General features: G+C 47.4%; 15 protein-coding genes. 3 read left to right on the top strand and 12 right to left on the bottom strand.

Annotated features, from left to right (window positions below; genetic code table 11):
- Positions 1–37 precede the first annotated feature (37 nt).
- Genes E0698_RS00975 through E0698_RS00965 form a run of 3 tightly spaced genes read right to left on the bottom strand, consistent with a single transcriptional unit; the run spans position 38 to position 875 of the window.
- Positions 38–430 carry a hypothetical protein gene (locus E0698_RS00975; protein ID WP_192510299.1) on the bottom strand — a complete coding sequence of 131 codons (393 nt, stop codon included), beginning with the start codon at positions 428–430 and terminating at the stop codon, positions 38–40.
- 17 nt (positions 431–447) lie between these two features.
- Positions 448–651 (bottom strand): helix-turn-helix domain-containing protein, encoded by a 204-nt coding sequence (locus E0698_RS00970; protein ID WP_192510298.1) that lies wholly within the window; start codon positions 649–651, stop codon positions 448–450.
- 26 nt (positions 652–677) lie between these two features.
- On the bottom strand, positions 678–875 hold the full coding sequence (locus E0698_RS00965; protein WP_192510297.1) for a helix-turn-helix domain-containing protein: 198 nt from the start codon (positions 873–875) through the stop codon (positions 678–680).
- A 187-nt stretch (positions 876–1062) separates the two neighbouring features.
- Between E0698_RS00965 and E0698_RS00960 the strand changes: the two genes are divergently transcribed.
- On the top strand, positions 1063–1455 hold the full coding sequence (locus E0698_RS00960) for a helix-turn-helix domain-containing protein (RefSeq protein WP_192510296.1): 393 nt from the start codon (positions 1063–1065) through the stop codon (positions 1453–1455).
- Between the two features lie 121 nt (positions 1456–1576).
- Positions 1577–2890, top strand: a complete 1314-nt coding sequence (locus tag E0698_RS00955) for a tyrosine-type recombinase/integrase (protein ID WP_192510295.1) — start codon at positions 1577–1579, stop codon at positions 2888–2890.
- Between the two features lie 23 nt (positions 2891–2913).
- Here E0698_RS00955 and groL read toward each other — a convergent pair whose 3' ends face one another.
- From groL to E0698_RS00920, 7 genes are all read right to left on the bottom strand, one after another.
- Positions 2914–4545 (bottom strand): chaperonin GroEL, encoded by a 1632-nt coding sequence (gene groL / locus E0698_RS00950; RefSeq protein WP_044647879.1) that lies wholly within the window; start codon positions 4543–4545, stop codon positions 2914–2916.
- A 71-nt stretch (positions 4546–4616) separates the two neighbouring features.
- A complete protein-coding gene (gene groES / locus E0698_RS00945; protein ID WP_025685233.1) occupies positions 4617–4898 on the bottom strand; it encodes a co-chaperone GroES in 282 nt (93 codons plus the stop codon).
- A 402-nt stretch (positions 4899–5300) separates the two neighbouring features.
- Complete coding sequence (tatC, locus tag E0698_RS00940) at positions 5301–6071, bottom strand: twin-arginine translocase subunit TatC (RefSeq protein ID WP_192510294.1); 771 nt, start codon at positions 6069–6071, stop codon at positions 5301–5303.
- Positions 6072–6183: 112 nt separating this feature from the next.
- Positions 6184–6435: a twin-arginine translocase TatA/TatE family subunit gene (locus E0698_RS00935; protein WP_134910769.1), complete on the bottom strand. Its 252-nt coding sequence runs from the start codon at positions 6433–6435 to the stop codon at positions 6184–6186.
- 179 nt (positions 6436–6614) lie between these two features.
- Positions 6615–7097, bottom strand: a complete 483-nt coding sequence (locus E0698_RS00930) for a MogA/MoaB family molybdenum cofactor biosynthesis protein (RefSeq protein ID WP_013309212.1) — start codon at positions 7095–7097, stop codon at positions 6615–6617.
- A gap of 113 nt (positions 7098–7210) precedes the next feature.
- On the bottom strand, positions 7211–7699 hold the full coding sequence (gene moaC / locus E0698_RS00925) for a cyclic pyranopterin monophosphate synthase MoaC (protein ID WP_192510293.1): 489 nt from the start codon (positions 7697–7699) through the stop codon (positions 7211–7213).
- Positions 7700–7718: 19 nt separating this feature from the next.
- A complete protein-coding gene (locus E0698_RS00920) occupies positions 7719–8396 on the bottom strand; it encodes a 5-formyltetrahydrofolate cyclo-ligase (protein ID WP_134910771.1) in 678 nt (225 codons plus the stop codon).
- Between the two features lie 274 nt (positions 8397–8670).
- Between E0698_RS00920 and E0698_RS00915 the strand changes: the two genes are divergently transcribed.
- Entirely contained in the window at positions 8671–10629 is a 1959-nt protein-coding gene (locus E0698_RS00915; RefSeq protein WP_192510425.1) for an ABC-F family ATP-binding cassette domain-containing protein, read from the top strand.
- A gap of 608 nt (positions 10630–11237) precedes the next feature.
- Here the strand turns inward: E0698_RS00915 and tsaD are convergent.
- Both tsaD and rimI read right to left on the bottom strand, forming a co-directional pair.
- Positions 11238–12302 (bottom strand): tRNA (adenosine(37)-N6)-threonylcarbamoyltransferase complex transferase subunit TsaD, encoded by a 1065-nt coding sequence (gene tsaD / locus E0698_RS00910; protein WP_134910773.1) that lies wholly within the window; start codon positions 12300–12302, stop codon positions 11238–11240.
- The gene (rimI, locus tag E0698_RS00905; RefSeq protein ID WP_192510292.1) at positions 12299–12814 is read right to left on the bottom strand and encodes a ribosomal protein S18-alanine N-acetyltransferase; all 516 of its coding nucleotides are present in this window, start codon (positions 12812–12814) and stop codon (positions 12299–12301) included. The genes tsaD and rimI overlap by 4 nt, the downstream gene beginning before the upstream one ends.
- Between the last annotated feature and the right edge of the window lie 16 nt (positions 12815–12830).

Genomic DNA, 12830 nt, shown 5'->3' with positions numbered 1-12830 from the left:
GTTCTGCCATTCTTTCAGGTGTCATGTCGTTCCCCTTTCAATGCATTAACTCAGCTTCAAGATCGGCAATTTTAGCCTTCAATTCTCGCTCCTGCTGCTTTAGAGGTTGCATTCTTTTTCTGATAACCCTCTCGTATCCCCAGCCGTTAAGTGTGGCATATTGGATCTTGTACAGAGTTTTAAGCTTCTGTTGCAAGTGGTCTATTTCTCGCTGAAGCTCCAGTTTGTCCAACTCCGATTTAGTGAGCACAGGACCAAGCAACTCCATATCAATTTCATGCTGGCAATTCAGGAATCGGTGTGTTTTTATCACTGCTTTTATATAGCTGTCCGATTCCACATGCATAAAAAATTTCTCGTTTTCATCGTTTATCACAGGAACCAAATAAGTTACGGGATAGCCTTTCTGAATTGATGCCAGTTGGGTCATGCTGTTTCTCCTTTCGATTAGGATCTTTTGATTCGATCTAGCCAAACCAGCAATTCTGTTTTAAGAATCTTCCTTGAAGCCCCAATGGTAAAACTCTTAATTTCACCGTACTGACAGAAGTCATATACACGTTGTCGTGCAATCCCCACATAATCTGCTACTTGCTGCGGAGAAAGAATGTCTGGCAACTTTTCGATCGTTCTGATTTTTTCTTTGCTCATAAGTTCCTCCTTTCTTAGCAGCCCAATTACCGAATCAATTCGTCGACTGTACATCCAAGAGCAACAGCGAGCTTTACCAGTGTTTCAGCATATGGACCTTGTTTTTTTGCTCCTATGTTGTACAATGCAGATACTGCGACTCCACTCTCTTTGGATAGACGGTAGATTGTCCAACCTTTTACATCAATCATCCTCTGCATGTTCTCTTTGATTGTTTGCCCCATTGTACTCACCTCCTGAACACATATTACTATTCGTATGAGTTATATTCAAAGCGCAATATATCTCATTTAAGTTATAAAATACTCCTTTATCTTTCTTTTACTCGCTTTTCCTTGACAAAGCTTACTATAACGCGTTACTATAACTTCATTGAGATATAACTAATGTGAGATATAGAAAGGTTGTTTAATGGTGAGTATTCCAGAAAGAATAGAATCAGTTATGAAGGAACGCGGGATAAGTAGATATAAACTGTCCAAGGAAACAGGCATTCCGTATACAACCGTTACGCAAATACTGAATGGAAGAACAAAAAACCCTCAAATTGCAGCCCTTCAAAAAATCGCTGATTATTTCAATAAGCCGCTGGATTACTTCACCAAAGAAGAAACAGAAGAGAATAGCGATTCACAACAATACCCTGAATGGGCCACCCCTAGAGACATTCGTGATTTCAAAAAGATACTCGAAGAAGATGAACCCGTAATGTTCGACGGAGTGCCGATCAGTCCCGAAGACAAGGAGAAGATCCGAAGAGTTATGGAGGCCATGTTCTGGGACGCAAAAAAGGAAAACAAATAATAGTATGCAGGAGTCCTGCTCCAACTGATTTGCAAATATTTTTAGTATAGACTTGCGCTTTCACCGCTGCGAGGCGGTTTCACATACGCAAAAATAAGAACATACGTTTGGAGGAATTGTCTTGAAAGGTCATTTTTACAAACCACATTGTAAATGCGTAGATGCCAAAGAAAAGAGTAAAAAAACGAAGAAGTGTAATTGCGGTGCATCGTGGTCATACATCCTGGATGTTGGTATTGACCCTGAGACTGGCAGGAGAAAGCAGAAGAAGAAAGGTGGATTTCAAACAAAAACAGAGGCTCAGGACGCCGCTGCACTTTTATATGCAGAACTGACACAAGGGACTTATGTAGAGGAAAAAGACATCACTTTCGAGGAATTCGTGAAGACCTGGGAGGGTATCTACCAAGGGAATGGTCGAACGAAAATAAGCACGCACAGGGTTAGAAAACACGAAGTAGGCAGGCTCATGCCTTATTTTAAAAAGCTTAAATTGAAAAATATAACAAGGGACCAATACCAAGAAGCTTTGAACGATCTTAAAACTAATGGAAAGAAAGAAGGAATAGGGTACGCTGACAATACAATGGATGGAATCCATAGAACTGGCAGGATGATATTTAAAAAAGCCGTTGAATTAGGAATTATCCGTAATGACCCTACTGAGTATGCATATGTACCGAAAACGCAGAAAACAATTGATGAATTGGAGAATCAAGGAGAAGAAATAAAGTATTTAGAAAAAGAAGAACTTGCACTCTTTCTAAAAACCGCTCAGGAGAAAGGGCTAAACGGTGACTACGAAAGCTTCCTTACACTGGCTTATACAGGAATGCGTATTGGGGAATTTGTAGCTTTGAGAGATAGTGACATTGATTTCAAGGAACATAGAATATCCATAACAAAAACATATTATAATCCCACCAACAACATGACCAAGTATAAGCTTCTACCACCAAAAACAAAATCATCAGCCCGTACTATCGACGTCGATCCGATGGTAACAAAGGCTCTGGAGAACTATCTTTTTAAACTCGAATCCGTCAAAATCCAATATGGTGAGGCGTACTATGACAAAGGGTACATCATGCCGAACGTTAAGAAGCATCCAGGCTATCCGAGGACTATTAAGCAATTTCAGATTCGCATGAGTAGGCTTCTTGATTTGGCTGGACTCAATACCGACCTGACCCCCCATTCATTTCGGCATACGCATGTTTCGCTCTTGGCTGAAGCTGGAGTAGAACTTCATGAAATCATGGACAGACTTGGGCATAAGGATGACGACACAACCGAACAGATATACCTGCATGTTACCAAGGAGAAGAAGAAAGAAGCCTCTCACAAGTTCGCAGAACTCATGAGAGGCTTACAAAACCAAACCGATGTTACCCAAATGTTACCCTTAGAGACTTCGAAGGATGAAAATCCTTGATGCTACTGGCTTTATTAGCCCTATTACATCATGCCGCCCATTCCACCCATGCCGCCCATGTCAGGAACGCCAGCAGCGCCTGCAGGTTCTGGCTTGTCAGCGATAACCGCTTCGGTAGTCAGGAACATAGCTGCTACGGAAGCAGCGTTTTGCAGTGCGTAACGAGTTACTTTTGCAGGGTCAACGATACCAGCGTCGATCATGTTTACCCAGTCGCCAGTAGCTGCGTTAAAGCCTACGCCAACTTTTTCGCGTTTCAGACGCTCAACGATTACGGAGCCTTCTTCACCCGCGTTAGCAGCGATCGTGCGGATTGGAGCTTCCAGAGCGCGCAATACGATGTTCACGCCTGTTTGCTCGTCGCCTTGCAGTTCAACGGCTGCAACAGCGCTGTATACGTTCAGGAGCGCTACACCACCACCGGATACGATACCTTCTTCAACCGCAGCACGGGTTGCGTTCAGGGCATCTTCGATTCGCAGTTTGCGTTCTTTCAATTCTGTTTCAGTAGCCGCACCAACTTTGATAACTGCTACGCCACCGGACAATTTAGCCAGACGCTCTTGCAGTTTCTCTTTGTCGAACTCGGAAGTCGTTTCTTCCAGTTGTGTACGGATTTGGCTAACACGAGCGTCGATGTCGGCTTTGTTTCCAGCGCCGTCAACCACAATCGTATTTTCTTTTGTAATACGCACTTGACGTGCTGTACCCAGTTGGTCTACGGAAGCAGTTTTCAGGTCCAGACCCAGTTCTTCCGTGATCACTTGACCGCCTGTCAGGGCAGCGATATCTTGCAGCATTGCTTTGCGACGGTCACCAAAGCCAGGAGCTTTAACAGCTACAGCGTTGAATGTACCACGCAGTTTGTTGACAACGAGCATAGCCAGCGCTTCGCCTTCGATGTCTTCAGCGATCAGCACGAGCGGTTTGCCTTGTTGAACGATTTTCTCAAGCAAAGGCAAAATTTCTTGTGTGTTCGTGATTTTTTTGTCTGTGATCAGGATATACGGATTGTCCAGCACAGCTTCCATTTTGTCCGTATCTGTAATCATGTACGGGGAAATGTAGCCACGGTCGAACTGCATACCTTCAACCACTTCCAGCTCAGTTGCAAAACCGCGGGATTCTTCAACCGTGATCACACCGTCTTTACCCACTTTTTCCATAGCTTCAGCGATCAGTTCGCCTACTTCGTCGTCAGCAGCGGAAATACCGGCTACTTGTGCAATGGATTGTTTGCTTTCGATTGGCTTGGAGATCGCTTGCAGTTCAGCAACAGCTGCTTTAACCGCTTTGTCGATCCCCTTACGGATACCGATTGGGCTTGCGCCAGCAGTTACGTTTTTCAAACCTTCTGTGATGAGGGCTTGAGCCAAAACAGTAGCGGTTGTCGTACCGTCACCAGCTACATCGTTGGTTTTGGTTGCTACTTCTTTAACCAGTTGAGCGCCCATGTTTTCGAACGCGTCTTCCAGCTCGATTTCTTTTGCAATCGTTACACCGTCATTTGTGATGAGCGGGCTACCGAATTTTTTCTCCAGTACAACGTTACGGCCTTTCGGTCCGAGTGTTACTTTAACAGCGTTAGCCAATGCATCTACCCCACGAAGCATGGAGCGACGAGCGTCTTCACTAAATTTAATGTCTTTTGCCATTTGCGATAAACCTCCCATGGATTATGAATGATCTGTTCGATTCCTATATTCAGGTCTTGTCCGGATTCCGGTTAACCAATGATCGCGTGGATATCGCTTTCTTTCATAATCAAATATTCTTTACCTTCATATTTGATTTCCGTTCCAGCGTATTTAGAGAAGATTACACGGTCGCCTTCTTTTACTTCCAGAGGAATGCGGGCACCGTCTTTCAATGCGCCTGCGCCAACCGCGATAATTTTGCCTTCTTGCGGCTTTTCCTTAGCAGAGTCAGGAAGTACGATTCCAAAGGAAGTCGTTTGTTCTTGCTCAATTGCTTCCACCAATACGCGTTCACCCAAAGGTTTGATCATGAAAAAATAGCCTCCTTATTAAGTGTTTTATTCCGTTATACGGTTGTTATGTTGTATGTATTAGCACTCGACACTCGTCAGTGCTAACAACCAACTTTATGATACTCAACTTGAGATTGAATTTCAAGTCCCTGATGTATTTTTTATGGGAATTTTTATGGCCGACCCTTCTCGATTATATCCATCTGTCCTAAAAATAACCGTTATCTCAAGCTAATGGTTATTTTCAGGGCAGCTATGCTGCTATTTTTTATGATCTGTTTTCAAGACAGCTAAGCTGCTGCTTTTCATGATCTACAAATGGTTATGATCTGCCAATCCCTGATCTTCATGGTCTGCAAGTTGCCATGTAGCTCCAGAACCCGAAGATACCGTTTTGCACGGAAACTCGGGTTCTACCTGTTACCGCTCCGGTGCTACACGCAGTTGTGCCTCCCGTTCTTCGTCTGCACGCAGTTGCCTGCGGTACACCACTGCTGACATATACACACTCACTTCATACAGCACCAGTAACGGGATCGCCACCAGAAAGTCGGAGATAAAATCCGGGGGAGTTATGACGACAGCAACAAAGACAAGCAGAAAATAAGAAATTTTCCGCCATTTGCGAAGCCTCATCGGAGTGAGTACCCGAATCCCCGTCAGGAACATGATGAGTAGCGGCAATTCAAACAGCAGAGCCACAGGCAACACAATATTAAACATAAAGGTGAAGTATTGAGCGATACCGTACGTTTCATGCAGTCCCATGCTTTTAGTGACAGACGACGTAAACTGAATCGCCATCGGGAAAACAATAAAATATGCAAAAGCTGCACCGATCACGAACAACAGCAGCACATAAGGCACATACCGCAAAGTCGCATTTCGTTCTTGCGGTCGCAAGCCGGGGCTAACAAACTTCCACAACTGGTAGCATGCAAACGGCAGCGCCACCGCAATCCCGATCAACATGGCGATCTTCATGTAGATGCCTATTCCATCCCAGAAGGAAAATGCATTCAGCTGAAAAGCCTGCGCCGAACCAGAGCGAATAAGCCAGTCATAGACGGGACCAGCGGCGAACAAACCACCAGCCAGTGCCAGAACAAATACAATTAGCACATAAATAATTCTGCGCCGTAGCTCGCCCAGATGCTCCATTAGCGGCATTTCATGCTCTGGTTGGGTCAAACTCGCTCCTCCTTTCTGGATCGTACGCAGCTGCGCCTCCTAAAAAATAAAGCCCTTCCCTGGAGAAGAGGCTCTTCTTGAAATTGTAAAAGGCATCAAAAATGAAACTAACCTAAGATAACCGTTTATCCTCGGGCTGGGGCCGCACTTCTGAAGCGGACGTCTGGGATGCTTTGACCGCACTATCCTTACTGTCTTTGTGTTCAGTCCGTTGGTCTTCAGACAAAATGTCACGTGCTCCGTTTTTAAACTCACGGAATGTACGCCCCACAGCGCGACCCAGCTCAGGCAGCTTGTTCGGGCCGAATAGCAGCAACGCCAGAATGATTAACAAAATATAACCCGGTGCTCCAATATTAGGCATGTGTGGTAACCCTCCTTATGTTAACGGGCAAAATTACAAACAAGAACCAGCATCTGGTGCACAGACGCAGAAACAACCATGGAGACCATGCTTGTCCGTTGTATGTTTCTTGTATAGCTAGTCCGCATACAGTCATGTAAATTCTTACGGATATCATACCACACTCGACGTGCTGCCTTCTACCGGAACTGGCCTGTCACCATGAGAAGCGCCTCTGGCAACTGATCCATAATAGCCGCCAAATTTTCATGCACGCCCTTGGGCGTTCCCGGCAAATTCACGATCAGCGTACGCCCCCGGATCCCTACGATTCCACGAAAAAGCATGGCCGCCGGATTTTTCTGCATCACAATCATACGCATCGCTTCCGCCATGCCCGGCACTTCCCGTTCCACGACCCGCCGAGTCGCCTCGGGTGTCACATCACGGATTGCCAGCTCGGTTCCACCCGTCGTCAGTACCAGGTCTGCATGAAAATAATCGGTCATTTCGATTAAAGCCGCAATAATTTCATCCGGTTCATCGGGAACGATCCGGTACTCCACAATCTCTCCGCCCAGCTCTTCTTCGATGAGTTCCCGGATGACCTGTGCGCTTGTATCCTCACGCTCTCCTCTCGCCCCTTTATCACTGGCTGTTAGGATCGCCGTTTTCCACACCATAAGATCACCCTTCTCCTATCATGAAAGAATACTTTCTCTTCAGAAAATCAGAAACAGCCACGCTGCATCCTCCATCACATCACAGTACCCTCTCGGCGACATGTATGTCTATTTCAGGGTTCCTGGTGGTCTTCCCTTTGGAAATCCCCATGCTTGCCACCTGTTTTCGATTGCAGCATGGTAGGACCGATGATCATATCTTTTTGCAGCGCCTTGCACATATCATACACGGTTAACGCTGCGGCTGAAGCCGCTGTCAAAGCTTCCATTTCCACACCTGTCTTACCCTCGGTCTTCACTTCCGCTTCAATATGAAGCACATCATGTCCATTATCAGAAAACGTAATGTTCACGCCTGTCAGAGCCAGCGGATGACACATCGGAATCCAGTCCGACGTTTTTTTCGCGCCTTGAATCCCTGCCACCTGAGCCACAGCAAGAACATCGCCCTTGCCGATCCTACCCTCTTTCACAGCCGTGAGCGTAGCGGGATTCATCGTAATCCGCGACACGGCGACTGCTGTACGAACCGTGGACGCTTTGCCCGAAATATCCACCATGCGAGCTCGTCCCTGTTCATTAAAATGAGTAAAGGAATCCACGACTCCCTCACAGCTCCTTTCACATGCCAAACTTCACTTCATTCGTCGTTTGTTTTTCTGATTTTGCAATATCGCAATGTATGGGACCTTCCGGGGTAAAAAGCACATCCACCCTCAAATCCCCCGGCTCCATGGGTACCTGCTCCTGCAATTGTCCCGGCAGCAGCAGCGAAACATAAAGCGGACCTGCATTACCGTTATCACGCTTCTGCGCCTCTACCTGTACGGTGAAACGATCATAGTAACCTCCGCCGTAACCGATTCTGCCCCCATGACGATCAAAGGCCAATCCCGGCACGACAACCCAATCGATTTCCGACCACATTTCAGGCGCCCATTTTTCGCATGTGGGCGCAGGCTCAGGAATGTTCCAAATGCCGGGCACGATATCGTCGTGCTGACCCATCTGCCTCAGCTCCATGGTCCGGGTTACCGGGTCCACTCTCGGAGCCAGCACACGGTCTCCGCGTGACCAGCAATGCTCAATAAAGGGAGTCGTCGAAATCTCGCTGCCAAAAGAAAGATAGCTAAATACCGTCAGTCTATCTCTGTTTCTGTCTATTCTAAGCTGCTCCCATGCCTCAATTGCATGCCGACAGGTCACAGCCGATGCCTCCTGCCGCGTCAACGGGTCCATAGAGTCCCGCGCCTCCCGTTGCTGCAAGCGCAGCGCGTTCTTCACACTATAGACATCCAAAGAATATCCATCCTCCCGCACAATCGTCGATAATGCTTTAAAACGTTACTATTTGTCCAATTGTCAGTAAGTCTTGTACCTTGCAAGCTTTTTTCATTTTTTTTCAGTTCTCGTTTAAGTTTATCATTGTTTATACAAATTGACTACACGCGGCTCTAGGGTTTACAGGGTGATAGCAGTGCATTAGTGGGTATTTTCATGTAAACTGGAAGGAAGACACCCTGCGGAGGAAGCGGGGAAAACTGCGCATAATGTAATGGAGGAACGATACGCGATGCTATTGCAAGTAACCGGAATTACAAAATCCTATGGAATTGAGCCCGTTCTGGACGGGATTAACCTTCAAATATTGGAACGTGAACGCATTGGACTGGTAGGTGTGAATGGAGCGGGCAAATCGACATTGCTCAAAATCATCGCTGGTGAAGTATCATACGACAGTGGACAAATTTTTAAAGCGAAGGAGACCAGCATTGGTTATTTGGCGCAAAATAGCGGCTTGAATTCCGACCGATCCATCTGGGCGGAAATGATGCTCGTATTCACTCCGCTAATCGAAGCAGAACGGGAACTACGGCAGATGGAGCAGGAAATCGCCGACCCCGCCAATGCGCAGAACGAGAAGCGCTATGCAGATCTGCTGGAAAGATATGCGAGAAGGTCGGACTGGTTCAAGGATCACGGCGGATATGAAATGGAGACCCGGATTCGCAGTGTGCTTCATGGCATGGGCTTTGGCTCGTTTGCACCGGAGACGCCTGTATCCACACTGAGCGGCGGACAGAAAACACGTCTTGCTCTGGCCCGTATCCTGCTGCTCGCCCCGGATGTACTCATGCTGGATGAGCCGACCAACTATCTGGATATTCAAACGCTGACCTGGCTGGAAGACTATTTGCGCGGCTATTCCGGCTCGCTGCTGGTCGTATCCCATGACCGTTATTTTCTCGACAGACTGGTGACCACCATTATTGAAATCGAGCGTCATCGTTCGACCCGGTATACAGGTAACTACAGTCGATATATGGAGCTAAAAGCTGCCGAGTACGAAACCAATCTCAAGCACTATGAGAAGCAGCAAGGGGAAATTGCCCGTCTAGAGGCATTCGTACAACGCAATATCGTGCGGGCTTCCACGACCAAACGCGCCCAGAGCCGCCGCAAGCAGCTGGATAAAATGGATCGAATGGATCGGCCGATGGGGGATCTGAAAAAAGCCCATTTTTCCTTTGAAACAGCTTATATGTCAGGGAAGGAAGTGCTAGAGGTACGCGACCTCTCCGTAGCCTACGAAGGTAATAAACCGCTATTTCAGCATGCATCCTTCGACTTAAAACGCGGCGATACCGTTGCGCTGATTGGTCCGAACGGAATTGGAAAATCGACGCTGCTCAAATGCCTCACCGGAACGTTAAAGCCTGCTGCCGGGTCGATTCACTGGGGCACAAAAATCAAAATCGGCCTGTATGATCAGGAGCAAACGAACCTGAACCCGGCCAATACGGTGCTGGAGGAGCTATGGAGCGAATACCCCCATATGGAGGAAGCGCGGATCCGCACAGTGCTGGGTAACTTCCTGTTCAGCGGTGACGATGTGCTCAAAAAGGTAGCCACATTAAGCGGCGGTGAAAAAGCCCGCGTCTCTCTCGCCAAGCTGATGCTGCGCGAAGCCAATGTACTGATTCTTGATGAGCCTACCAACCATCTCGACCTGTTCAGTAGAGAAGTGCTGGAGGCAGCCCTAATCGACTATGATGGCACGCTGCTGTTCATCTCCCATGACCGTTATTTCCTTAACAAAATGGCGGAACGTGTCATTGAGCTTCATCCTGAAGGAATAGAACATTTCCTAGGGAATTATGATGACTATGTAGACAAAAAGCAGGAGCTGGAGGAAATTGCGCAGGAAGCGCAGGAGTCCAGTCAGGCAACACGCAGCAAAGCATCATCTGTATCCGCAACGGACGAGACAGCACCCAAAACAGGTGCAGCAGCCTATGCCGCAGACAAACAAGCCAAGAGTGAGGAACGCAGTCGCCTGCGCAAGCTGGAGACACTGGAAAATCAAATCAAAGAGCTGGAAGAACAGATTACCGGGCTGGAGGAACAAATGACTCTGCCAGAGGTTTATCAGGATTACACGGCGCTTCAGGAGATTCAGGCACAGCTTGACGCACGCAAGCAGGAATTGGCAGCAACCTACGCTTCATGGGAGGAACTGTTAGAAGAATAAGGCATGCTTCAAAATATGGACTTAAAAATTTCACATTTGCCCCATCCGTCTTTTTATACACAAAGATATCCACAGAATATGTGCATGGAATGTATTGAAAAATGGCCTTTGGGGCCATTTTTTTATTGATAAAAAGCCATTTTCATATGAAAACCAAATTTATCCACCCTTTTATCCACATTATCCACAGATTTCACAAAACCTAAAGATGCAAAATGTCCCCTGTTCTTGCATCCTAAAAAAGTCTTAAGCTGCTTGCTTTGAGCTTAATTATCCACATTTCGGACGGGATATGTGGATAACTTTGTTCACAACTTGACAAATCATATCATTGTTCGGGGAATATTAAATTTCAGGTTTTTTTTGATGAATGCTGAAAAATCGTGCAACATCATGACGAACGACGCGGGAGAATTAGACACTAAAGTTCACCTGCTCAAACTCCTGTATTTATACCTGTTGAATTTTATATTTATAGATTTCTATAAGTTGAACTTACATTTTCCGTGTTCAGCCTAATATAAATCATAAAAGACACGACTCAAACGAGTCGTGTCCCTATCTACTATCTTCACTTGCATTCAGCTCACTGCCTGATGCTTCTCCAACTAAGATTGGACGGACCACTCTTCCAGAGACAGCCCGGGATCGGCTTTCATGTCCAGTGAGGTGAATTCGCCACGCTTCCACTTGGCGTAAGCAGCCGCACCAATCATAGCCGCATTATCCGTGCAATATTTCATGGATGGTACTAGCAACTCAATACTTTCACGTTCACAGCGTTCACGAAGTGCGGTCCGCAGTCCGCGATTGGCGGCAACACCGCCGCATAGCAGCAGTTGCTTCGCGCCGTATTCACGCATGGCACGAATTGCTTTTTCCACCAGCACTTCCACGACCGACTCTTGAAAGCCTCTTGCGATGGCTCCGACATGAACGGTTTCTCCGCGCATTTTCGTCTGGTTGATCACATTCAACACCGCCGATTTCAAGCCGCTGAAGCTAAAATCATAGGAATCCGGCTCCAACCATGCACGTGGCAAGGTGATAGCTTCCTCGGATTCATGAGCCACTCGATCTACGTGCGGACCACCAGGATACGGAAATCCAATAGCCCGTGCCACTTTGTCATAGGCTTCCCCAACCGCATCATCCCGCGTGCGCCCAATCAGGTGAAAATGACCCTCGGACTCCATCCATACCAGCTCCGTGTGCCCACCCGATACGACCAGAGCGATGCACGGATATACGATTTTATGCTCCAACTGATTTGCATAAATATGTCCTGCAATATGATGGGTTCCGATCAACGGCTTTCCGAACGCCATGGCGGCGCTTTTGGCGGCGACAATGCCCACCAGCAGCGCACCGACCAGTCCCGGTCCTTGCGTCACGGCAACCGCCGATAGCTCGCGGGGCGTAATTCCCGATGCTTGCATGGCCTCGTCCAGCATGTAGGTAATGCTCTCCACATGCTTGCGGGATGCCACCTCCGGCACAACTCCACCAAAGGCTTTGTGCGTTTCAATCTGACTGGAAATCAGATTAGAAAGCACCTCTGTACCATTTTTCACGACAGACACAGCCGTTTCATCGCAACTCGTCTCCACTGCCAGTATATAGCAAGGCTCGCCAGAGGCGGCGCCTGTACCTGCTTTTTCCTCTTGCATCATTGCTTCTGCACGCTTCCTTCCTGTTTACCGGATGCCCCATGTGCGGGAAGATCCGCCCACATGATCACGGCATCCTCGTTATTATCCGAATAATAGCCCTTACGGACGCCCGCTGGCTTAAAGCCTTTTTTCTCATACAAGCCCTGAGCAATCCGATTCGTCACCCGTACCTCCAGCGTCATGCGTTCCATCCCCAGATAAGAGGCCGTTTGCATTAGCTCGTCCAGCAGCTTATCTCCAAGCTTGCGCCCGCGATAGGCCTCACGAACGGCAATATTCGTAATATGGGCCTCGTCCATAATCGTCCACATCCCTGCGTAGCCGATGGCCTGTCCGTTCAGCTCCATAATCATATATTTAGCAAAATGATTCATCGTCAGCTCATTACGGAACGCTTCTTCCGTCCACGGCAGCGTGAACGCTTCATGCTCAATTGCCAGCACATCGGGAATATCATCCAGCTGCATCAGTCGAAACTCTAGCTTTTCTTCCCGTTGTATGTTCTTTGCCATGTTGTTCACCGCTCTC

Origin of the sequence: Paenibacillus sp. 23TSA30-6, from assembly GCF_014858585.1 — a bacterium.
Classification (GTDB): domain Bacteria; phylum Bacillota; class Bacilli; order Paenibacillales; family Paenibacillaceae; genus Paenibacillus.
The sequence above is the reverse complement of the archived record's forward strand: the minus strand, read 5'-3'. Positions and strand labels throughout refer to the sequence as shown.

What these genes read in the sequence shown, in the direction of transcription:
- E0698_RS00975 (WP_192510299.1), bottom strand. Translation starts at nt 430, where the DNA reads ATGACCCAACTGGCATCAATTCAGAAAGGCTATCCCGTAACTTATTTG.
- E0698_RS00970 (WP_192510298.1), bottom strand. Translation starts at nt 651, where the DNA reads ATGAGCAAAGAAAAAATCAGAACGATCGAAAAGTTGCCAGACATTCTT.
- E0698_RS00965 (WP_192510297.1), bottom strand. Translation starts at nt 875, where the DNA reads ATGGGGCAAACAATCAAAGAGAACATGCAGAGGATGATTGATGTAAAA.
- E0698_RS00960 (WP_192510296.1), top strand. Translation starts at nt 1,063, where the DNA reads ATGGTGAGTATTCCAGAAAGAATAGAATCAGTTATGAAGGAACGCGGG.
- groL (WP_044647879.1), bottom strand. Translation starts at nt 4,545, where the DNA reads ATGGCAAAAGACATTAAATTTAGTGAAGACGCTCGTCGCTCCATGCTT.
- groES (WP_025685233.1), bottom strand. Translation starts at nt 4,898, where the DNA reads ATGATCAAACCTTTGGGTGAACGCGTATTGGTGGAAGCAATTGAGCAA.
- E0698_RS00935 (WP_134910769.1), bottom strand. Translation starts at nt 6,435, where the DNA reads ATGCCTAATATTGGAGCACCGGGTTATATTTTGTTAATCATTCTGGCG.
- E0698_RS00930 (WP_013309212.1), bottom strand. Translation starts at nt 7,097, where the DNA reads ATGGTGTGGAAAACGGCGATCCTAACAGCCAGTGATAAAGGGGCGAGA.
- E0698_RS00915 (WP_192510425.1), top strand. Translation starts at nt 8,671, where the DNA reads ATGCTATTGCAAGTAACCGGAATTACAAAATCCTATGGAATTGAGCCC.
- tsaD (WP_134910773.1), bottom strand. Translation starts at nt 12,302, where the DNA reads ATGATGCAAGAGGAAAAAGCAGGTACAGGCGCCGCCTCTGGCGAGCCT.
- rimI (WP_192510292.1), bottom strand. Translation starts at nt 12,814, where the DNA reads ATGGCAAAGAACATACAACGGGAAGAAAAGCTAGAGTTTCGACTGATG.